The sequence below is a fragment of the Nocardia panacis genome (assembly GCF_003598715.1).
Lineage (GTDB): Bacteria > Actinomycetota > Actinomycetes > Mycobacteriales > Mycobacteriaceae > Nocardia > Nocardia panacis.
In genome coordinates, this window is the sequence record NZ_QZFU01000015.1 from 76860 (window position 1) to 97991 (window position 21132).

A 21132-nucleotide genomic window follows, 5' to 3' on the forward strand; every position below is an offset into this window, starting at 1 on the left:
CGCACCTACTATCAGGCGTAGTCCTGACAGCGGCCCCGCATTCCGAGAAAGCGGGGACGCACCCAGGAGAAGCCATCGTGACGCTGCTCGACATATTCCCGTCGCTCCGGACAGGAATGCCTTCGCGCTTGGATCCCGCGGTCTGGCCTCGGGATACGCACTATGACGGCGACGGCAGGATCACTCTCGGCGGAGTCGCCCTCGCCGATATCGCCGACCAGTACGGCACGGCGACCTATGTGCTCGACGAGGAGGAGGTGCGCACCCGCTGCCGCGCCTACCGCAGGGCTTTCCCGGAGGCGGAGATCATCTACGCGGGCAAGGCGTTGATGATCAAGGCGATCGCGGAATGGGTGACGCAGGAAGGCCTTTCGGTCGATGTGTGCTCGGCCGGTGAACTGGCGGTGGCACTCGCCGCGGGCGTGGACCCCGCGCGCATCGTCATGCACGGCAACGGCAAGTCCTTCGATGAACTCGATGCCGCGGTGCGGGCCGGGGTCGGGCGGATCGTGGTGGACTCGCTGACCGAGATCACCCTGCTGTCCGCATTGGCCACCGAACCGCAGCGGGTGCTGGTGCGGCTGTCCCCCGGTATCGATGTGCACGGGCATCCGGCGGTGCGCACGGGCGTGCTCGATCAGAAATTCGGATTCCCGCTCGGCAGTGACGCCGCCAACGAGGCGGTGGCACGGATTCTGCGGCAACCGAATCTGCGACTGGTCGGCTTCCACTGCCACCTGGGCTCCCAGATCCACGACCCGGACCACTACGGCGAGGCCGTGCGCCGCATGGTGGCCGAGATGGCGCATGTGCGTCAGGACCACGGTGTCATCCTGACCGAACTCGACCTCGGCGGCGGCCATGCGGTGGCCTATCGCGGCGGCGACGCCGAGATGAATATCGCCGAACTGGCCGACATCATCGAGGACGCACTCGACGCCGCCTGCGCGCGGCATCACTTCCCGCGTCCGGTGATCGCGTTGGAGCCGGGCCGGGCCATTGTGGCGCGGGCCGGGGTGACGCTGTACCGGGTGCTGTCCATCAAGCACATCGACGGCGGACACACCTACGTCACCGTCGACGGCGGTATGGGCGACAATTCGCGCGTCGCGCTCTACGGGGCGCGCTATGAGGTCGTGGTCGCCAACCGGCATCCCACCGGCCCGCAGATGACCGCGACGGTGGCCGGACGCTACTGCGAGGCGGGCGATATCCTCGCCGCCGATATCCGCCTCCCCGCCGACCTGCGGCCCGGCGAGGTGTTGGCGGTGCCGTGCACGGGCGCGTACCACCACAGCCTGGCCTCCGCCTATAACAGCGTCGGCAGGCCGCCGATCATCGCGGTGCGCGGGGGCAGGTGCCGGGAGCTGATTCGCCGCGAGACCACGGCGGACCTGATGGCCCGCGAGGTGGAGTGATCAGCGTTTGCGGGTGCCGAAGATACTGCGGCTGATCTCGCGACCCGCCGCGGTCGCGGCCGAGCGCAGGAAGCTCTTGACCGCCGGATTGCTCATGATCCGCTCCGCCGTCGACTCCTCCGGTTTGGGTTTGGGGGCGGCGGGTTCCGGTTCGGCCGCTTCCACTTTCGCGGTCAGGATCTCGTAGGCCGATTCCCGGTCGATGGTCTGGCCGTATTTCGCGTAGAGCGGACCGGCCTGGGCGCGCTGGGTGATGGCGGTGTCGCCGATGGTGTCCATCAGCGAGCGCGGTGGCGCGATCCTGGTCCACGCCACCGGAGTCGGCGCGCCGCGCTCGGACAGCACCGTGACGATGGCCTCGCCGGTGCCGAGCGAGGTGAGTGCCTGCTCCAGGTCGTAGGCGGCCGTCTTCGGGTAGGTGCGAACGGTTTTCGACAGCGCCTTCTGATCGTCGGGGGTGAAGGCGCGCAGCGCGTGCTGAATGCGCGCACCCAATTGGGACAGCACCGGATTGGGGATATCGGTCGGCAACTGGGTGCAGAAGAAGACGCCGACACCCTTGGAGCGGATCAGCCGCACCGTCTGCTCGACCTGTTCCAGGAAGGCCTTCGACGCGCCCGCGAACAGCAGATGCGCCTCGTCGAAAATGAAGACCAATTTGGGTTTGTCCACATCGCCGACCTCGGGCAGGGTCTGGAACAGGTCGGCGAGCACCCACATCAGGAAGGTGGAGAACATCACCGGCCGCGCCGACTGGGCGCCCAATTCGAACAGGGTGATCACGCCCTGACCGCCCGCCGTGCGCAGCAGGTCGGCCGGATCGAGTTCCGGTTCGCCGAAGAAGGTGTCACCGCCGTCGGCCTCCAGGTTGACCAGCGCGCGCAGGATCACCCCGGCGGTGGCCGCGGAGACACCGCCGATACCCTTCAGATCCTCTTTGCCCTCGGGACTGGTCAGATGGGTGATGACGGCGCGAATATCCTTCAGGTCCAGCAGCGCCAAGCCGTTGCGATCCGCCCAGTGGAAGATCAGACCGAGCGTCGACTCCTGGGTTTCATTGAGCCCCAACACCTTGCTGAGCAGCACCGGGCCGAAAGAGGTGATGGTGGCGCGGATCGGCACGCCGATACCCGTGGTGCCAAGGGAGACGAATTCGGTGGGGTACGCGCTCGGATGCCAGTCCGCATCGCCCGTTTCGGCGGCTCGGGCGGTGAGTTTGTCGCTGCTTTCACCAGGTCGACTCAGGCCGGACAGGTCGCCCTTTATATCGGCGAGAACCACCGGGACGCCCGCTCGGGAAAGTTGTTCGGCTATGCCCTGGAGCGTTTTGGTCTTCCCGGTTCCGGTGGCGCCCGCCACCAGGCCGTGCCGGTTGAGGGTGCGCATGGGGATTCGGACGCGGGCGGTGGGGTCGACCTGACCGTCGACTACCACCGTGCCCAATTCCAGTGCGGCGCCGTCGAATTGATATCCGGCGGCAATTTCCTGCGCCTGTTGCTGCGAGTTGGTCATCGCGCGTCCTCCGTCGTGGGCCGACATCACAAAACATCGCTGATATACCGAATCCGCATAGTATCCCGGTGCCGTGCCGCAGGCGCGGCCGACAAACCACAGCTGTACCGCAGGCGCGGCCAACAAACCGGACTAGTGTTGCCGGAATGTCGGACAAATTCTTGGTGTGGATGGATTGCGAGATGACGGGGCTGCGCCTGGACAGCGACAAGCTGATCGAGGTGGCCGTGCTCGTGACCGACAGCGACCTCAATATTCAGGGTGCGGGCGTGGATATCGTGATCCACGCCGATGACGAGGCGCTGGCGGGCATGCCGCAGGTGGTCGCCGAGATGCACGCGCACTCCGGATTGACCGAGGAGGTGCGCGCCTCCACCGTCACCCTGGCCGAGGCCGAACGTCAGGTATTGGCCTACATCCGCGAGTACGTGCCGACGCCCGGCACCGTCCCGCTCGCGGGCAACTCCATCGCCACCGATCGCGGCTTCCTCGCCCGCGATATGCCCGAACTGGACAGCCACCTGCACTACCGCATGATCGATGTGAGTTCGATCAAGGAACTGTGCCGCCGCTGGTATCCGCGCATCTACTTCGGTCAGCCGGAGAAGGGTCTCGCGCATCGGGCACTGGCCGATATCAAGGAGTCCATCCGCGAACTCGAGTACTACCGCCGCACCGCGTTCGTCGCGCCGCCCGGCCCCGGCACCGCCGAGATCACCGCGGTCGCCGCCGAGGTCAGCGGGCAGGAGCCGGCACAAAAGCCGACGTCAGAAACCGATTAGGAGTCTCCCCCGAATTCGCGCTACTATCTAGCGCGCCGGTGTTTCACCGGCAATGGTGAGCGTAGTTCAGTTGGTAGAGCACCAGGTTGTGATCCTGGCTGTCGCGGGTTCGAGTCCCGTCGCTCACCCCATCGGCCCGGGTCGGGGAGAAATCCCCGACCCGGGCTTTTTAGTTGTCATACGGCAGGAGAACGAACGCCGAGAAACCCCATAGCGGCCGCAGTGCCCGAAAATGACGCTGATCGAGCGTCATGATTCGATCGGTCCGCTCACGATCCGCGAGAACAACATTCGACGCGTCGGTGATCCCTACATATCCCTCGTCGTACCTCGCGATCACCGCAAGCGCGGCAGCATGCTGATTGGCAGTCCATTCCGCCAGTTCGTAGGCACCGCCTGCGACATCAGCAGCGAAATCACGCGCCGCGCGAGACCCGAGCCGGGTGTAGAGCATGTAGTCCGTCTCGGCGACCACCATCGGCGAAACGACCAGCCGCTCATCGCCTTTCTCGACGATCCTCGCCAACTGCTCGTGCTCGGAATACGACTCGTCGAACAGCGCCAGAACGGCACCGGTATCCACGATGATCGACATCAGGCGCCGAATCCCCTGCCGAGCTCATGATCGATCTCTTCGGCCGATAGCGCTCGATCGCTGCGGTAGCCTCCGACGGTCGGCTTCGGGCGCGCTTCGGCTCGCCCGAGCAACTTCTCGAGCGCCTGCGCCAGGGTTAGACCGTTGGACACCGCGACCCGCTGCAGGCGATCTCGCACCGCCTTGGGCACCTTGATCGTCGTCATATCAGACATACTCGAAGTATACCGGCATACCCATTGAATGCCCCGGCTCCACACCGGGCGCGGATTGCGGAGTGCCGATTCCACGACACCTCCCAGCCGAGCCGAGCTACCGGCAAGGTTCGACAAAAGCGACGCTGTGCTTTCGACAAAGTCGACGGTGAACCATCGACAAAAGCGATGTTGGACCGACACGGCAGCAGTCTGCACCGTGCGTTTTACACTTCAGCCCGTGTGCTCCCCGACCGGCCGAATCCCGCTGCATGGCCGACCGCACCCTATTGAGCGGCTCGAGGGTCTGCTTAGTGCTGGGAGCGGGGCGCTCATGATCAGTGCCGGGTTCGGGGCGGGTAAGTCGGCGTTGCTGCGATTCGCACGGGAGCGGGCCGGAGCGGATCGGCGGGTGCTGACCTGTTCCGGTGTCGAGTCCGAGGCCGAGCTTTCGTTCTCCGGGTTGCACATGCTGTTCGGTGGTGTTCTGGATCGAATCGACGCTCTACCCGGTGCACAGCGCGAGGCGCTCGGTGGGGCTCTCGGTCTGATTCCGGGCCGGGAGGTCGACCGATTCCGGATCGGCGCCGCCACCTTGGCATTGCTTGTCGCGCTGGCTGCCGAGGGACCGGTGCTGTGTTCGATCGATGACGCGCACCTGCTCGATCGGTCCACGCTCGACGCCTTGCGTTTCGCAGCCCGTCGACTCGATGGCACGCGGGTGGTCATGCTGTTCGCGGGGTGTTCGACACTCGCGGATATTCCCGAAATCGGTCTGCAGCCTTTGGATGCCGACGCCGCCGAGACCCTGTTGCGGGAGCGCCGACCGGAACTCTCGGCCGATCAGCGCGATCGAGTTGTCGCCGAATCCGCCGGAAACCCGCTGGCACTGCTGGAATTCCCGTGCGTGGACCCGTCGGTTCCGGGTCCGCTGCCGCTGCCGTCCGGACTGGCCGCGCGCTTCGCGACGCGGATCGCGCGGGAAGGTCGATCGGTGCGGCAGGCCCTGCTCGTGGCCGCCGCCGAGGAAACCGGTGATCTCGGGTTGGTGCTGCGGGCCTCGCGACTACTCGGCCACGGCATCGAACCGCTGGAACGCACCGACATGGTGCTGATCGAAGGCCGATCGGTGACCTTTCACCATCCGATGCTGCGCTCGGCCGCCTATCACTGCGCGCCTTTGACGCAGCGGCACGCGGTCCATACGGCGATCGCCGACGCCGTAGCCGATCCGGCCCGACGCGCCTGGCACCTGGCCGCGGCGCAAATCGAACCGGACGAAGCCCTGGCGGCCGCACTGGAAGTCACCGCCGATCATTCCCGGCACGCCGCGGTCGTCCTCGAACGGGCCGCCCAACTGACACCCGCGCCCGGCGAACGGGCCCGGCGGCTGATGCTCGCGATCGAAGCCGCGACCCATTCCGGATCCACCGAGCGCGCACAGCACCTCGTGCGGGAAGCGCGCCGTTCGGGTCTCGGCGCGGTCGAGCGGGCCAGGGTGGTCGGCGCTCGCGCGTTCATGGAGTTCGAGGACGGCTCACCGCGCCGGGCCTTCCAGCTGACGATGGCGAGCGCGGACCATGTCGCGGAGGTGGAACCCGCGCGGGCCGCCTGGTTGTTGGTCGAGGCGAGTCGGATCGCGTGGTCGGTGGGCGATCGGGCGAGCTATACGGCGGTCTACGAGCGATTGGAGGGTTTGTCCTCGGATGCGGCGGGATCGCCGCGAGCCGTGGTGCGCAGCGGGCTCGCGGTGCTCACCGGGGACCCGGGTCAGGCGGTGGCGGTGGCGCGCGCGAATTTGGCACACGCCGGGGGGATTCCGGCCGAGTCCATCTCGCCGCGGCTGGCCTTCGCGTTCCAGGCCGCACTTACCGGCGACATGGCCGCAGCCGGTGAACTTTTCGCGGCGCTGTTCGGCGCGGCGCGCGAGCGGGGGATGATCGGCTGGTTGCCTGCCATCGGCGCCGCGCAGGCCCTGTGTGAGCTGGTTCTTGGTCGATTCCGGGAGGCCGAGGCGGTCGCGCGCGAAGCCGCCATGATCAGCGCGCGGATCGGGCACCCCAATCGGGCGTCCGGGGCCGAATCGATCCTCGCCGTGATCGCCGCCGTGCGGGGCGATCAGGACGAATGCTTGCGGCTCACCGATCGGATCCTGCGCGGATATCACGGTGTGTACGACGTCAGCCTCTGTCAGTGGGCGCTGGCGCTGCTCGACCTCGGGCGCGGTTTCCATGAGAAGGCGCTGGTTCGGTTGGAGGCTTTGCATCGTCGACCGGCGGGCGCGGTGGGACCTTGGCTCGAACTGCGCGCCGACCTCGTCGAAGCGGCGGCGCGGGCGAACGCGCCCGAACGTGGTTTCGCCGCCATGACCGAACTCGAACAGTGGGCGGAGGCGCTCGATACCCCGTGGGCGGACGCACTGCTGTGCACCAGCCATGGCCTGTTGCGCGGCGATGGCGACCTGCTGGCGAGGGCACTGGAAACACACCTCGCCGCAGGCCAACCATTCCGCCACGCGCGCACGGCGCTGGCCTACGGCGAATGGTTACGCCGGGAGCGCCGAACAAGTGAAGCGCGCACTCATTTGGGTGCGGCGCTGGAGATCTTCGACCGCGTCGGCGCGGACCTGTGGGCCGAACGCGCGCGGACCGAACTGCGGGCGGCGGGCGCGGGTTCGATCACGGCATCCCCGAATGCCGTGGCCCTGCTGACTCCGCAGGAACTGCGAGTCGTGCGAATCGCTGCCGAGGGAGCCACCAACAAGGAGATCGCGGCACGATTATCGCTGAGCCACAAGACTGTTGGCCATCATCTCTATCGGGCGTTCCCGAAGCTCGGCGTCAGCAATCGCATCGAGCTGACCAGGTTCGATTTCGCTTGATGCGGTTGCTTACAGCACCAGGCAGGAGCTGCCGCCGTTGATCCCATTGCCGACATTCAGGACCATCGTTTTGCTGTCGTCGTCCTGGGTGATCAGGATGGTGTGCGTCCCGGTCGTCGACGGAGTCCAGTTGGCACTGTGCGTCTTCGGGGTCGGGCTTCCCGGCGTGGCGGCGAACAAGACGCCGTTGTCGTAGAAGTTCATCCCCGAGTGGCTCGAGCTGTTCCCCAGCACCTGGTAGGTGCAGCCCGTGCCGTACCCACCGGGCAGGCTGAGCCCACCGCCTGCCATCACGACCTGACTGCCGATCTCGGCCGACGCCTGGGGCGCGCCGAGAATCAGACCGGCGGCACCTAGTGCGATCGCGGCGAAAACGGGCTTGCGCAGATTTCTCATCAAGTACGACTCCTCATATCGTGTCCGAAAGAACGTCGGCCATGCTGCCACAAAGAGACTTTCGGCTCTATCGGACACCTGCCCTAATTTGGCAGCGGGGGCTCGGCGGCCATTGCGCTGCCTATCCGTTGACCCTGGTGTGTCGCAACGATTGTCCGACCATTGCGGGCCTGTCACAATCAGCGGAGGGCCGCAGTTGTCGTGCTGCCCGGAGGAGTCCCGGACGCCGGGGTCGGTGGCTGACGAAAGGCATCTCATGTTTGTGCGAGTATTCGGCCTGTCCTTCGGGGTAACGGTGGTGGCGCTGCTGGCGGCGCTGATCTATGGGGGGCCGCAGGCGCTGGTCCTGGCGGCTATCCTCGGCGTATTGGAGGTGTCGCTGTCCTTCGACAATGCCGTGGTGAACGCCGGTGTGCTGCAACGCATGACGCCCAAGTGGCAGCGCCTGTTCCTGACCGCGGGCGTATTGATCGCGGTCTTCGGGATGCGGCTACTGTTCCCGCTACTGGTGGTGGCGATCGGCGCGCACATCGATCCGATCAAAGCGCTCGACCTGGCGTTGAATCCGCCTGCGGACGGCGCGGCGTACTTCGCGGACGGCCGCCCCAGCTATGTGACTTTGCTCAATGAGGCCAATCCCAAGATCGCCACCTTCGGCGGCATGTTCCTGCTGCTGCTGTTCCTCAATTTCGTTTGCGCCGAACGCGAGACCCCCTGGCTGTCCTGGTTGGAGAAGCCGCTGGCCCGCGTCGGCAAATTCCCCATGTTCACCGTGGTGGTGGCGCTGATGGTGCTGGTGGTCACCGCGGGTCTCATCGCGCCGGACCCGAAAGCCGATGTGGTGATGGTCGCGGGCGCGCTGGGTATGGTCACCTACTTCGTGGTCGACGGGTTGGGCAACTACTTCGACAATGAGGAGTCGAACGGGCCTGCCAGGGCCACGGTGGTCACCGGAAGGGCCGCGTTCTTCCTGTTCCTTTATCTCGAGGTGTTGGACGCGTCATTCTCCTTCGACGGGGTGATCGGCTCGTTCGCCATTACCGCGGATCCGATCATCATCGCGCTGGGGCTGGGGCTCATCGGAGCCATGTTCGTCCGATCGATCACCGTCTACTTGGTGCGCAAGGGCACCTTGTCGGAGTACGTGTACCTGGAGCACGGCGCGCACTGGGCCATCGGCGCGCTCGCGTTCGTTCTGCTGTATTCCACCGGCAATCACACCGACGAGATCACTACGGGCCTGATCGGTGTCGTCATCATCGCCGCCGCCTTCGCCACCAGCATTGTGCACAACCGGCGTCAGCGTTTACGGGATGCCGACATCGTCGAGATCGCCCCGGAATTGAAGGTCGACTCGGCGAAGTAGGGGCTGGCCGAACAGCCTGTGCGGCAAGGAAATCGGCGAATCGAGGGAACCGATCCCCATTTCTGTGCGTCCAAACAGATAGCAGGACAGCAGGAACCATCGATATTCGATGGAGATTGATTCTCGGGGGTCAGCAGACGATGACATATCAGTGGTGTCCGCACGGGGGGACACCGCCGCAGACGGTGCTCGCCCATCCCGGTCTGCGCGAGTTTCTGGATCCGCTCGGCGGAGAACTCTTCCCGTCCACCTATCGCATCGCATTCGCCGACTACGACACACTCCTCGCCGATATCGCACCGGATGTCGCGGCCATCGCACTCCCGGTCGGCACCGAACAGCAGGCCGAACTGCTGCGCGCGGTGCGGGCGCAGCGGGCGATGACGCTCATCGTCGCCGTCACCAACGACGTCACCGGGCACGCCACCTATTTCGCCATTCGGGCGGGCGCGAACTTCGTGGTCAATGTGGCCATCTCCGGGGATCGGCAGACCGAGACGCTGCGGGCGCATCTGAGCGGGCATCGCTCCCCCGTCCGCCGCGACGATACCGAACTGCTCGACATGCTGCGGTCGTCGATGACAGTCGCGGAGATCGCCCGGCGCAGCTATATGTCGGAGCGATCGATGTATCGGCGGATACGCAGCCTCTACGACGCGCTGGGCGTGGTCAGTCGGGCGGAACTGCTGCGCACTAGAGGTGTTTGTTTTGACGAGACGTCACTGCGCGAACCCGGCTGCCGCAGATACACCCTACATACGGGGGTCGAGGACGGGTGGCGGTCATCGTCGAGGAGTACGACACCGAACAGGACTTCACCGACCACTGCGCATCGGAGCACTTCCAGCGATTCGTGCTCGGCGAGGTCGTGCCGCTGCTGACCGAACGACAGGTCACCCGCTGCGTCCCCGCTTAAACGTTGCCCGCCTTCCATTCCGGCCAGGGGATATTCCAGTCACCCAACCCGTCCACACCGGACAGGGTGCCGCCCAGCGTGTTCTTGATGACCGTGATATCCCCCCGCTTGGCGTTCTCGTAGACCCAGCGGGCATCGCTCGGACTCAGGTTCAGGCAGCCGTGGCTGGTGTTCGTATAGCCCTGCTGCCCCACCGACCAGGGCGCGGAATGGAAGAAGATACCGCTGTAGGAGATGCGGGTGGCGTAGTCGACGGGCGTCTTGTAGCCGTCGGAGGAATTCACCGGAACACCGTAGGTGGAGGAATCCATGATGATCTTGTCGAAGCGATCCCCGACAAGATAGACACCGTTGTCGGTGGGAGTGCTGTTCTTCCCCATCGACGTCGGCATGGTGCGGATCACCTCGCCATTGCGCTCCACCGTCACCATCTTGGTGCTGTCGTCGGCGGTGAAGATCACCGCGTCACCGACCGTGAAAAACGAATGGATATTGTCCTGACCATAGAGACCGTTGCCCAGATCACGGCCATAAACACCCACATCGACCGTGATCTTCGTCCCCGGAGCCCAAAAATGCTCCGGCCGCCAACGAACCTCACGATTGTTCACCCAGTAGAACGCACCCTCCACCTTCGGTTCGGTGGTGATGGTGATCGCGTCCTGAACCGCGCGACGATCCGGAATGTTCTCGTCGAACTGCACCGCGACCGGCTGACCGATGCCCACCACATCGCCCTCACCCGGTAGTAGGAACGGTTTGGTCTGGTTGCGCGGAGAAATGGTGGTGAAACTCACGGTGGTGGTGCTCGCACCCCCCATACCCACCGCATCCGCCCGCAGTCGATACGTCTTGCCGTAGCCGAGATCCTCGACGTTCCGCCAGGAGCGCCCATCCGGGGATAGTCGCCCCTCGATCGGGCGATCCTCCTCATTCAGCATCGTCACAGTACTGAAAAGGCCGTCCTCGACCCCGAACATCATCGGCTGGGCGGGCGACACCCCGCTCTGGCCGTCCCGCACCGGCGACACCAGCTTCGGTCTGATCAACTCCGTCACCGGGTTACGGTCTATCGCAACATCTTTCGACTCCGACGCGGTCGAGCACGCCGCCAGCGCGACCACCGCCGCACCAATCACCGCCAACCATCTACCACCGCGCATAACAACCCCGTTTCAAATCTCGACGCCCAACTCGCGCCGATGCTCCGGATCCGACCCACGCACCCAGATCCCTTCCGCATTGTGCCAGGCACCAGCCCTCGCACCCCGCCATCGCGCACCGACACGATCTATATCTCCCCGATACATCCACCCCGCCCACCCCACCGTTACCCCACAAAACCCCCGGTCAGAAACCGATTTCACTTTCCCGCCCTCCGCCTGTTAATCTTTGTCCCGCACCGGAACACAGGGCCTGGCCCAGTTCCAGAGCAACAGAACAAGCGCCATTAGCTCAATTGGCAGAGCAGCTGACTCTTAATCAGCGGGTTCGGGGTTCGAGTCCCTGATGGCGCACCAAAGAAGGCCCCTGACCAGCACAAATCGCGCCACGTCAGGGGCCTCTCTCGTTCTTGCAGGCGGAAATGCAGGCGGAAAAGAACTGACTCCGCAGCGGGCTGTTATGCAACCTCGGTATCGGCCCGACGCCCAGCCTTCGGGGCCAGAGACTCCAAGGCAGCAGCGTTGGAGTTGTTGACAATGCGCCCGGGCGAGACAGCGTAGTACTTGACGTTCCTTGTCGTCGTGTGGCCTAGCTGTTCGGCTGTCGCTTCGGGACCGAGTTCGCGCATGATGGCCGTGGCGCTCGTCTTGCGGGTGGTGCCGCCGATGCTGACCCATTCGAGTCCTTCGCCTCGGGCATCGCGGAAGGATCTGTTGACATTCTTATCGCTGCGAGGCGTGCCGTTGCGCGAGGGGAAGAGCAGCGTCAGCGGGTTGTCCAGGGGCGAGTCCAGCCACTCCTGGCGAAGCCTCCGGAAGATGGGGACCGCCCACAATGGAATCGGGACGCGCCGGATTCCATCCTCGCCCGTCTTCGTGTGCGGAACACGGATGGGACCTTCGCCTTTGGGTTGAATGATCTTGCCGGTGATCCAGACGTACGGTGCGGGGTCACCGTTGGCATCTACCGCGTCGAGATGAATTCCTCCGATGAGGCCGTCGTCCCGGTCGTTCTCTTCCCAGAGGAGCGCGAGTAGTTCGCCAGTGCGCGTCGCCAGCGCCAAGCCGACATCGAACATGTCGGCAAGCTTTTGCTCTCGCCTTGGGTCACCAGCAGCCCAGCTCTGAATCCTTTCCCGCACGACAGCAATCCCGTCCTCGGCAAGCGACTTCGGTTTCACGACTGGATCGAGGATGTCAGGAACAACCTCGGCGGGGTTGGTGGTGATCACGCCCCATTGCATGGGGATTTCCATCATTTCGATGAGAATCAGGCGTTGACGCTGCGCCTTCGCGTTCATGCCGCTTTTCAGGATCTTGTCGATGTGGTCGATGAACAGCTTCGGTACCGAGAGTTCGCGGACCGTACGCTCCCGAAGGTCCTCGATCTTGACCACGTTGTAACCAGCAATGGGTTTGCCGTCTGCATCTTTCTTGCTGTCCGGTACGAAGACCTCACTCATGAATACCTCGAGCGATGTCTTGGACCGGCGCCGGGGATTCAGCTCCTCCTGCCGCCATTTCCATTCGCCGATGACGACGCCGAACTTCGTATCGAGCGAACGCTCGTCGGGAGCTGTGACCTGGATAGGAGCGCGCTTACGTTCCTCGCCGTTGTTCAAATACGCGGCATAGGCCAGGGTTTGGTAGGCCCGGTGCCACTCAAGTTCCTCGTCGTGCCGTTCAACCGCATACGGCCCCATGCCTCGAAACCTTTGCCGCTTCGGCTAACGATGTACGTCGGCTTAGTGGGGACTCCCTCAGGGAGCGGCGGACGCCCGCGAGCCATTGATTGATCTCCTTTTTAGAAACGCTATGCAGCTTCGTCTAGAGCGGATATTTCCCATCGGACAACGTCGCTAATGTGATAGCGAGCGCGACCCCCGATTGCCATTGTGTATTTAGGGCCGGTTCCACGACTGGCCCAGTTGGCAAGGGTTTTTTCCGAATAGCCCAGTCGTGCGGCGAGCTGCCGTCGCGTGAGCCATGGTGATGTCAAACCTTGGGATTCAAAACCAAGCCTTGTCAGATCGTTGTTGTTGGACATGAAATTCCTATATCGAGGTCGTACGGTAAGTCCAGCTAGCCCGTGATCGCTAGTTGTTAGCCAGATGCCGGTGTCGGATTGACAGGTTGACGCGGGTTAGGCGATGTATCGCCGAATGTTGGCCTGGGCGATTCGCCGTCGGCGTTTCGCTTCTTCCCGGAGCCGGTTCTCCCACGCGATGATGTCGGCCAAGGCGTAGCGGCGGATACGTCCCGGCTTGATGAAGTCGGGTCCGTAGCCGGTGTAGGCCCAATGGTCCACCGTGCGGACCTCGACCTTGAGGCGTAGTGCGACTTCCTTGGTCGTCAGCCAAGTGTTGTCGGTGTTGCCCATTGCTCTCCTTAGTTGAACTGGCAGCCGTATGGCGTCTGCGTGGTAGCCCGGTGCGTGAGGCTCCAAGGCGCGGGCATCACACCGGGTGCCTAACATGCGCCTACGTGTCGCCACACCCGCACTGTACGCAGTTAGCTACGTAGTATCAACACTTAGATACACACTAAGCGCTGTTGCGCTGAGCGTTTAGGCTTCCCAAGTGGGCGCGCATGATGTAGGTAGTTACTAACAATGCAGATAGAAGATGCTTGTTCTAGTCATGTAGTATCGACAGGGATGTGGGTTTAGCAGCCCGTTCTGCAAGGACTTCTACACAGAGTCGAGGCGATGACTACACAACACCCCGAGTACCTAGGCCAGGTTGCCCAGGCGCGGCGTGAAGAGCTGGGCTTGACCAAGCAGGCGGTTCATGCGCTGGTCGGGCTGAACCCCTTCACGATCGGCAAGGTCGAGGCTGGCCAGGCTGAGCGAATCCGCAAGGACACACTGACCAGGCTGGACAGGGCGCTGCAATGGAAGGAGGGCTCAGCCTCGGACGCCCTCACCAAGCAGCTGCCCCCCAGGGTCATCACGATCGCCGATGCTTCGGTGCCGATGTCAAGGGTGCTCTATGTTCCGATCCCGGCCAATCTGTTCACGGACACTGTGCGGATGGCCGAGACGGTGACGGAGGCCGCAGGCGATGACGAACGCCTCGCACCGCTGGTCGAACACATGAACACCATCGCTGACCGCATGCTGAGGGCGTGGACTATCGCCGACATCGAGCATCAGCGCTACGACGGGACACTGAGCGCGGCCACCATCGAGATGCTGTTGGGCCACTATCTGCGCCGTGCGCCGCAGGCAGCTACCGCCGACGATCACACGGAGTTGATGTATCTGCGGTGGCTGCTGGGGCGGCTCCCGGAATCGGAGTCCGAACGCGACGAGGAGTTCGCGCAGCGGTGGTCACAGATGGAGCAGACATTTTCGGCAACCCGACGGATCAACCGGTGAGGACTCTCATGACGCTGTCGTTAGCTGGGAAGGTCAACCGGATGGTCGCCTATTCGCACGCTTGGGACGAACCGGCGATGACCAACGAGCAGATCGCCGCCGCGTTGACCGAAGCGCTAGAGCGCACGGTCGATCCCGCCGAGATCGCGGCTCTGCGCAGCGGTTCGGTCCTGGAGATCACGCGCGAGGTCGCTGGCGCGCTGTGCACGCTGTGCGGTGTCACCGACGTGGCCTACCTGTTGCCCGTCGACGACGAAGATGTGGATATCGACCTGCGACTAAAGATGTGGACCCTGGCGCGTGATCGCGGGGTGCAACACCTTGCGGCGAGGGCGTTGACCCGCGACAAGCTCAGGGAGCTGATCGCCGATCTGCGCGCACTGCCTCTCCGCACAAGGTAACCAGCAGCCCCTGCCCTGTGCCATTAGATGGGATCGAACGAGATTTTCAGATTCGCCGGGCGCAGCGTCAGATTCTCCTCGACATCGAGTTCGCCGTGTGCGGTGAGGTCATAATCGCGCACCAGCGACGCAATGAGCAGTTTCGCTTCATGTAGCGCGAAAGCCTGGCCTATGCAGGCGCGCGGGCCGGTGCCGAACGGTCGATATGCCCAGGGCTTGGGCCGGAACCCACCCAACCAGCGATCAGGGTGGAACTCGTCCGCGTCGTTCCCCCACACCGCTGGATCACGGTGCACCGCCAACAGCAGCACGAACACCCATTCGCCCGCGGCGATGGGATATCCACCGAGGGTGGTGTCCTGGCGCGCTTCACGGAAGAATCCCGGCGCCACAGGCCACATCCGTAGCGCTTCGGAGATCACCGACCACAACCGAACCGAGCGCACCACGGCGATCCGGACCCAGCTCCAGAATCGCGGCGTTGCCCCCGCGCTGCAACGAATCCGGATGAACCTCGAGCAAGACAACGCCGTCCCACTCAACGCGGTCGTAGCGAAACAACTCAGCCATGACCCGGAACCCACGATGGCAGAACCGGACATGGAACTCGATCGGAACCAGCACGACCTCGGCAGATAGCTTGCCCGATCGGAATCAGCGTGCGCCAAGCCGGAACTGGAACATCAAGTCCGCCTCGCCAATGACTGGTCGAGGTAGATATACGATTCCGCTGTGACAAAGTCGCCGGACTTTCCCGCGCTGCCCACCGACCTGCCATCCGGACGGTTGATACGAGCGACCGAGGCAGACAGTCCGGGGGAAGGCCGTGCCGTGCTCTGGGTCTGCGACCGCCGACAACTCCGGTTGGGAGAACTCTGGAGCCGACTCTACGATCAGCGCGCCGGCACCGGGCTGTATCCGCTGCTGCTCGAGACTCCGACACCATACGACGAAGACGAGCAACCCGACGCCCAGTCCTGGCACAACGCGAACCTCGGCTACACACCGGTGGAGAAGATCGACGCGCTCGACCCATACGAGGTGCTACGCGAACTGTGGCCCTCGGAGAGCGAATCCGTCTATGCCGAGATACCAAGTCAGTGGCTGCATCTGGCCCCCGAGGACACCGACGTCGGCCCGGCCGCGCGAGAATTGGCCCGCAGTCTGGGTTTCGGCACACTCCGGCTCATCGGGCTGGTCCCCACGACGTCCGGAGCGGACGCCCTGACACTCTGCGGATGGCACGGGCCACTGAACCTCACCGACTCCACCGAGGCGATATCCGCCGTCGTCCGTTCCTGGGAACAACGTTTCGGCGCACAGGTGGTCATGATCGGACTCGACACGCTCCACCTCTCGGTGGCCGCGCCACCGACAAGCCATGCACAAGCCCTCGAGATAGCCGCCGAACACCTGGCCTTCTGCCCCGACAACTTCGACTTCGGCACCCTAGACGACTACGCGACCAAATTGATCGGACAAACACGCTGGAATTTCTGGTGGGATTAGTTCATTCCTGTCCTACTCGGGGGATTGAGGGGTAGTTATTGACCTGATTTCTTGGGCAATCAGCTTTGAGAGTGGTTCGTGTGCGTCACGGCTCAGGTGCACTCCGTCATCTCCGGGAAATGCGACAGTAGCCGCGTCCGCATACAGAGAATTACGTTTATCCGCGACGCGGCGTATCGCCGCGCCGAGTTCGCGCGATTTACGTCCGGAGTCGGCATCAAATTCTGAACTGTTCTCAGCAAATGTAGGCTTCCCAGCATCGAGATAGATTGGGCTGACCAGCAAGACCAGAGGCATTCCACCCGAATTGTTCCAGGCTGTGCGCTCGATGTTGTCGATATAACCGTCCAACGCGGTGGCGATATCCTCTGGTTCTCGATCAAATCTGGTTTTGAGATCGTTCGTCCCCAACATGATAACCACCATATCCAGGGGAGAGTGGCTGCGCAGACAGGGTTGAAAGTAGGTTCGACCATTGCGATCGTTACGCTCCGGGTCATTCAAGTCAGTCGTACGACCGCCTAGACCTTCCTCAATTATAGAATATCCATTTCCCAAAATCTGCTGTAGCCGACCGGTCCAGCGCACGTCGGCGGGCCACCGACCGCGCTCTCCCGAACGCTGACCGAATGTATTGGAATCACCAAAACACAAGACGGTAAACGCTCCGGGGTTAACAATCATCTCGGACTCCTACAGGTTAGACGGAAACACCGAGGTGCTTGGCAACTACGACGAGTCCATCTGGTCGTTGCTTGCCTCGGCCTAGTAGCTCATTGGTGAGCGTATGGGCCAGAGGTATATGGCTAAACAATTCTGGTGCAATCAAGCAAGCCTGACGAAGCGTGTTCACCGCTTCCATGTCGTCCCGGTTTCGAACTTGAGCGTGGGCAACGTTAACCAATCTGCGGCTGCGCAACACAGGCGGGACCCCGACACCGCCGTCGCTGCCGACGGCTAGTTTAAGAGCTTCGCGCGGCTGGTCGGCCGCCATTTCGTTGACAACACCGAAGCTCGCGGCAGATGTGCGGCCGAACATGTTGGACGCCTCGGGTCTGGTGACATAATCTCCTTCCAGCTGACCCTCGGCTGATTCACATAAACGCAAATATCTTCGCGCCTGCGGATAGTCTCCCGCTCGAGAGGCCGCGAACGCGGCGTAGCACAGAAGTTCTCCCCAAATGGCGACATGGCGCGGTGTCGCAGCAGAAAGGCGCGGTTCGATATCGACAGCGGCACGTTCCGCATACGCAGCAGAATCGTCATACATGCCATTTTTTGCCAACAGCCATGACTGCGATCCTTTAATCGCGGCTAGCGTCAGCTCGTCTTCACTTTCTGCCGCTAGTGCATCTGCACGAAGGAGCGCCAAAGCGGCCAAGTCTTCCTGCGCCACGTAACCCAGTAGATTTGACGAGGCATGCAAAAGTTGAGCGAGCAAAATATTAACCTGGCGTCGTGACTCGCCCGTCGCAACCTCGGCAGCGCAATATGCGCTTGCCAAGACATCAGGAAGTGTCCGTTTCATTTCATCGAACCGCGCCAGAAAGAACAAATCCCAAGCACGCGTTACCGCAGCCGCAAGCCCCAACTGTGCACCAGGCGGCGTATCCGGAATGCATCCCATAAGTACCCTACGCAAATGATATATGCCGCCATCATTTGAGCTGCTACTGGAATTATCTAAAATTGTATTGCGACCCGGGGTGATCATCACGCTGAGTCGCCGCAACGGCGAGTAGGTGGCAGCGACTCCAGCAGGCCGCCAGGATAGAGTGCCGGATATCGCGCGCCGATCCATATCGCCTTCCACCTCACTACCTATTTCCGTGTGGATAGATAACGCAGGACCGATGGAGTCTTCAGTGATTAGATCGGTTAGCTGCTCTGGCGTAACTTTCAAAAAGGTGGCGAGCTTGGGCCACAGCCCCGCTGAAGGCTCGCTCTTACCAGCCTCCCACCGCACCACAGTCGAGCGCTCCACGCCTAAACGCGCGGCCAACGTCTCCTGAGTGAACCCAAGAGCCTTGCGGCGCTTCGCGAATCCACGTCGCACCCTGAACTCGACGTTCGCCACAGCAGTTCCCCTTCCATCCCTGTACAGCGGGGCAATGCCTCTTTTGCGCCTCATTAGCGCTCAGCGTGCGCTCTGGTCCGTGGTTCCTTCCAGCGGTTGGCTACAAGGGTACGGCCCAAACCTAGTGCGCAGCAACGGAGGCAACGAGCCATGACCAGCCAAGATGCAGCACCGCGCATGGGGCTTGATTCGCGAACGACTATCGGCGCGCTGCTCGCCGAACCGGGGGTGGAATGCGCGATGAGTTTCCCCAAAATCGAGGCAGCAGAGCAAACCGGTGACGGCGGGGCAATCCCACCAGGGCCGCACGAGCTTCCGCCCCAGACTGATCCTTACGCCCCGCCAGCCGACGAATGCGAGGTGATTCGCGCGCGCGTGATCCATGTCCTGCTGCCCGGTTGGCGAGACCTGGAGGGCGCCCTTCAGGGCCGGAAGGGCAATAGTCCGGGGGATCCCTTGCTGCTGCGATGGGCGCAGAGTCTTGGCCACCTGCATCGCACACGACACATCAACCCGGCACGATCCACCGAAATCGATTGCCGCCGAATACAACTCGTCGAGCTCATGGCTACATGGGCGGAGATGCACCTGAAGTTGAGCAACGCCATCGCGCCACAGGTAGGCCAGAAGATTGACGCATTGGCCGATGCCTATGTGCACGGCGAGATGCTGATGCTCTCCGGCAACGCGACCGAACACCAGATACACGCCGGATGGTCTCGCACAGCGCAACTCATGACCGAATGGGCAGACTACGTAGCCCTGGTCGAGTACGGCCAGCCACTCCCGCCATGGCCGGTGAAGCCCGCTGCACCGCCCACCACGGCCCCGCCCTCAGCCTCCGAGGACCTGCAATGAACGTACCGCCGACGGTTGCGATCGACGCGTGGCGCACGCAACCATGCTCCGACACGACAATCACCGGTCTCGAGCATGCCCGCGTCGCATTGAGCGTGCACGCCGGTCACGGACCCGGCTGCGCCGTCTATTTGGCCGCGCTCGGGCACGTTTCTTCGGTGTGCGGTCGATGAGTCCGACTGCCCGGCCTCAGTGACGGGGTCGACGGCTCCGGCCGCCCGAAACCCACGACCTGATCCCGCCTGTGCCGTGGTGTGAAGCAGAGGGTACGCACGGTGGTCATCCCACATCAATTCACGACCGTCGAACCGCTCATCGGTGGTGAGTGATCGTCAGGCGGGCATCGCGGAGCCGCGCCCGACGCAGGCGGCCGGGCACCACGAGGAGCTGCACGCCGGCGCTGGACGCTTCGGCGGCACCCCGAGACCCGCGCGCCAAGGTCTCAACGTTGTCGGCCCGCCGGAGCCGCTCATGACTCGATGGATATGAAAAGGCAAGCAGCGCATCATAATCCGCAAACACGAACCGGCCAGGCCCGGCAGATCGGAGGGGAGGATGCACTCGTTCTGTAGTGCCTCGACGTGCTACGCGCGTGAGCGGGCCAACAGCATCGAAATGGACCCGCGGGCGTTGGAGATTCTGGTCAAGATGGGCGGACTGCGGGGGGCTCGGACCGTTGAGGACATCGCGACCTTCACCCGATACGGGCTGGACGTGACAGCCGCCGCGCTGGATCAGCTGGAACGCCGCGGATCGGTCGAACGTGTCGCCGCGTGGCTACCGACCGCAGCCACCCATGACCGGCTGGTCAAACGGCCGGATTCGTTCAGTCACCGCCAACGCATCGCGGTCACAGTCTTGCACAGGTGCGGTGCGCGTACCGGCGATGAAATCGCCTGGCTGGCAGGTGAATCCGCGACGGACATGCATCGGGTCGTGACCTGGCTGCATCGCTTCCGCTGCCTCTACCACGTCACTGCCTACCAACCCGTCGGAAGGAGTAGGAAGCCGCCAAATGAACCCACGAATCGGATCGAAGACCACCCGCCCCTCGAAAGCGAGAACACCACACCGACATGGGGCTGACGCCGATCGTTGCCGACGACATTGGCTGGGACAGCGGTGAGCATCTGGTGATCGTTCGCACTGTGGCCCAACAGTACTGGAACGAGCTGGCCGAGGGACTACGGGAGCGAGGTCATGCACTCCATCACGTCCTGATCGACGCTCCGCCATCGGACGCAGCAGCAAGGAGGTAGGTGCGACGAGGCAGTAACCAATTTCGCCGGTGAGGCGCGGCGGTGCGCGTGCATTTCGCGTCACCGCCAATTCAGCGTGTCTTTCGCGAATTCTATTGCAGCACAACGTATTTCAATTGACAGATTAGTTCCAAGGGTTGACAATCGGTCTAGTGATTCGCGCCACCTGGAGGCGAGTTCTTCTCACAGCGAGGGGACGGCGCTGGACGGCCGACGACCGAGAGCCGGTTCGCACCGCCTTGACCCTGGCAGATGTCGAGAAATGGCTGAATCAGTAGTCCGCGCGGCAGCGTGACGAATTCCTTAGCCGCAGAGAGTGTTTCAACCGTGTCACCAGCGAAGGGAATACGCCTTGATAAATCCCGATACAGCCGCACCCGAATGTCCGCTCCGGTATCCCTTCGGTGAGGCCCACACGCTGGATCT

At 63.3% G+C, this 21132-nt stretch carries 22 protein-coding genes and 2 tRNA genes; 13 read left to right on the forward strand and 11 right to left on the reverse strand.

Going from position 1 to position 21132, the window contains the following annotated elements:
- Window positions 1-77 precede the first annotated feature (77 nt).
- Entirely contained in the window at window positions 78-1418 is a 1341-nt protein-coding gene (lysA, locus tag D5S18_RS07590) for a diaminopimelate decarboxylase (protein WP_120039121.1), read from the forward strand.
- On the opposite strand, the gene D5S18_RS07595 is transcribed toward lysA, so the two are convergent.
- Window positions 1419-2930 carry a helicase HerA-like domain-containing protein gene (locus D5S18_RS07595; RefSeq protein ID WP_239003611.1) on the reverse strand — a complete coding sequence of 504 codons (1512 nt, stop codon included), beginning with the start codon at window positions 2928-2930 and terminating at the stop codon, window positions 1419-1421.
- 146 nt (window positions 2931-3076) lie between these two features.
- On the opposite strand from D5S18_RS07595, the gene orn reads away from it, so the two are divergent.
- Together orn and D5S18_RS07605 are read left to right on the forward strand one after the other, a co-directional pair.
- Window positions 3077-3712: an oligoribonuclease gene (orn, locus tag D5S18_RS07600; RefSeq protein ID WP_120039123.1), complete on the forward strand. Its 636-nt coding sequence runs from the start codon at window positions 3077-3079 to the stop codon at window positions 3710-3712.
- 55 nt (window positions 3713-3767) lie between these two features.
- Window positions 3768-3843: transfer RNA gene (locus D5S18_RS07605), tRNA-His, on the forward strand.
- Between the two features lie 38 nt (window positions 3844-3881).
- On the opposite strand, the gene D5S18_RS07610 is transcribed toward D5S18_RS07605, so the two are convergent.
- Together D5S18_RS07610 and D5S18_RS07615 are read right to left on the reverse strand one after the other, a co-directional pair.
- Window positions 3882-4307: a PIN domain-containing protein gene (locus D5S18_RS07610; RefSeq protein ID WP_120039124.1), complete on the reverse strand. Its 426-nt coding sequence runs from the start codon at window positions 4305-4307 to the stop codon at window positions 3882-3884.
- Window positions 4307-4522 carry a hypothetical protein gene (locus D5S18_RS07615; protein ID WP_147403879.1) on the reverse strand — a complete coding sequence of 72 codons (216 nt, stop codon included), beginning with the start codon at window positions 4520-4522 and terminating at the stop codon, window positions 4307-4309. The genes D5S18_RS07610 and D5S18_RS07615 overlap by 1 nt, the downstream gene beginning before the upstream one ends.
- A gap of 28 nt (window positions 4523-4550) precedes the next feature.
- Here D5S18_RS07615 and D5S18_RS07620 point away from each other — a divergent pair, with 28 nt between their 5' ends.
- Window positions 4551-7382: a helix-turn-helix transcriptional regulator gene (locus tag D5S18_RS07620; protein ID WP_120039126.1), complete on the forward strand. Its 2832-nt coding sequence runs from the start codon at window positions 4551-4553 to the stop codon at window positions 7380-7382.
- Window positions 7383-7391: 9 nt separating this feature from the next.
- Here D5S18_RS07620 and D5S18_RS07625 read toward each other — a convergent pair whose 3' ends face one another.
- Window positions 7392-7778, reverse strand: coding sequence for a hypothetical protein (locus D5S18_RS07625; protein WP_120039127.1), 387 nt, complete (start codon window positions 7776-7778; stop codon window positions 7392-7394).
- A 256-nt stretch (window positions 7779-8034) separates the two neighbouring features.
- Between D5S18_RS07625 and D5S18_RS07630 the strand changes: the two genes are divergently transcribed.
- On the forward strand, window positions 8035-9144 hold the full coding sequence (locus D5S18_RS07630; RefSeq protein WP_120039128.1) for a DUF475 domain-containing protein: 1110 nt from the start codon (window positions 8035-8037) through the stop codon (window positions 9142-9144).
- 775 nt (window positions 9145-9919) lie between these two features.
- On the forward strand, window positions 9920-10060 hold the full coding sequence (locus tag D5S18_RS36355; protein ID WP_369410379.1) for an antibiotic biosynthesis monooxygenase: 141 nt from the start codon (window positions 9920-9922) through the stop codon (window positions 10058-10060).
- On the opposite strand, the gene D5S18_RS07640 is transcribed toward D5S18_RS36355, so the two are convergent.
- A complete protein-coding gene (locus D5S18_RS07640; protein WP_120039129.1) occupies window positions 10057-11223 on the reverse strand; it encodes a L,D-transpeptidase in 1167 nt (388 codons plus the stop codon). The genes D5S18_RS36355 and D5S18_RS07640 overlap by 4 nt on opposite strands.
- A 281-nt stretch (window positions 11224-11504) precedes the next feature.
- Between D5S18_RS07640 and D5S18_RS07645 the strand changes: the two genes are divergently transcribed.
- Window positions 11505-11580: transfer RNA gene (locus D5S18_RS07645), tRNA-Lys, on the forward strand.
- Window positions 11581-11681: 101 nt separating this feature from the next.
- On the opposite strand, the gene D5S18_RS07650 is transcribed toward D5S18_RS07645, so the two are convergent.
- The 3 genes from D5S18_RS07650 to D5S18_RS07660 all read right to left on the reverse strand — a co-directional run bounded on the left by D5S18_RS07650 (window position 11682) and on the right by D5S18_RS07660 (window position 13603).
- Entirely contained in the window at window positions 11682-12926 is a 1245-nt protein-coding gene (locus D5S18_RS07650; RefSeq protein WP_120039130.1) for a site-specific integrase, read from the reverse strand.
- A 110-nt stretch (window positions 12927-13036) separates the two neighbouring features.
- Window positions 13037-13270, reverse strand: a complete 234-nt coding sequence (locus tag D5S18_RS07655) for a helix-turn-helix transcriptional regulator (protein ID WP_120039131.1) — start codon at window positions 13268-13270, stop codon at window positions 13037-13039.
- A 96-nt stretch (window positions 13271-13366) separates the two neighbouring features.
- Entirely contained in the window at window positions 13367-13603 is a 237-nt protein-coding gene (locus D5S18_RS07660) for a helix-turn-helix transcriptional regulator (protein ID WP_120039132.1), read from the reverse strand.
- A 327-nt stretch (window positions 13604-13930) separates the two neighbouring features.
- Between D5S18_RS07660 and D5S18_RS07665 the strand changes: the two genes are divergently transcribed.
- Together D5S18_RS07665 and D5S18_RS07670 are read left to right on the forward strand one after the other, a co-directional pair.
- Window positions 13931-14602: a helix-turn-helix domain-containing protein gene (locus tag D5S18_RS07665; RefSeq protein ID WP_120039133.1), complete on the forward strand. Its 672-nt coding sequence runs from the start codon at window positions 13931-13933 to the stop codon at window positions 14600-14602.
- A gap of 8 nt (window positions 14603-14610) precedes the next feature.
- The gene (locus tag D5S18_RS07670) at window positions 14611-15003 is read left to right on the forward strand and encodes a hypothetical protein (protein ID WP_147403880.1); all 393 of its coding nucleotides are present in this window, start codon (window positions 14611-14613) and stop codon (window positions 15001-15003) included.
- Window positions 15004-15026: 23 nt separating this feature from the next.
- Here D5S18_RS07670 and D5S18_RS07675 read toward each other — a convergent pair whose 3' ends face one another.
- Window positions 15027-15404 carry a cytochrome P450 gene (locus D5S18_RS07675; RefSeq protein ID WP_239003622.1) on the reverse strand — a complete coding sequence of 126 codons (378 nt, stop codon included), beginning with the start codon at window positions 15402-15404 and terminating at the stop codon, window positions 15027-15029.
- Here D5S18_RS07675 and D5S18_RS35590 point away from each other — a divergent pair.
- Both D5S18_RS35590 and D5S18_RS07680 read left to right on the forward strand, forming a co-directional pair.
- Entirely contained in the window at window positions 15355-15642 is a 288-nt protein-coding gene (locus tag D5S18_RS35590) for a hypothetical protein (protein WP_239003623.1), read from the forward strand. The genes D5S18_RS07675 and D5S18_RS35590 overlap by 50 nt on opposite strands.
- A 93-nt stretch (window positions 15643-15735) precedes the next feature.
- The gene (locus D5S18_RS07680) at window positions 15736-16512 is read left to right on the forward strand and encodes a DUF4253 domain-containing protein (RefSeq protein WP_158607824.1); all 777 of its coding nucleotides are present in this window, start codon (window positions 15736-15738) and stop codon (window positions 16510-16512) included.
- Window positions 16513-16524: 12 nt separating this feature from the next.
- On the opposite strand, the gene D5S18_RS07685 is transcribed toward D5S18_RS07680, so the two are convergent.
- Entirely contained in the window at window positions 16525-17196 is a 672-nt protein-coding gene (locus D5S18_RS07685; RefSeq protein ID WP_120039137.1) for a GDSL-type esterase/lipase family protein, read from the reverse strand.
- A gap of 16 nt (window positions 17197-17212) precedes the next feature.
- The gene (locus D5S18_RS07690; protein ID WP_158607825.1) at window positions 17213-18589 is read right to left on the reverse strand and encodes a helix-turn-helix domain-containing protein; all 1377 of its coding nucleotides are present in this window, start codon (window positions 18587-18589) and stop codon (window positions 17213-17215) included.
- A gap of 150 nt (window positions 18590-18739) precedes the next feature.
- Here D5S18_RS07690 and D5S18_RS34380 point away from each other — a divergent pair, with 150 nt between their 5' ends.
- Together D5S18_RS34380 and D5S18_RS07705 are read left to right on the forward strand one after the other, a co-directional pair.
- A complete protein-coding gene (locus D5S18_RS34380; protein ID WP_147403881.1) occupies window positions 18740-19447 on the forward strand; it encodes a hypothetical protein in 708 nt (235 codons plus the stop codon).
- 555 nt (window positions 19448-20002) lie between these two features.
- A complete protein-coding gene (locus D5S18_RS07705; protein WP_147403882.1) occupies window positions 20003-20533 on the forward strand; it encodes a hypothetical protein in 531 nt (176 codons plus the stop codon).
- Window positions 20534-21132: the final 599 nt, after the last annotated feature.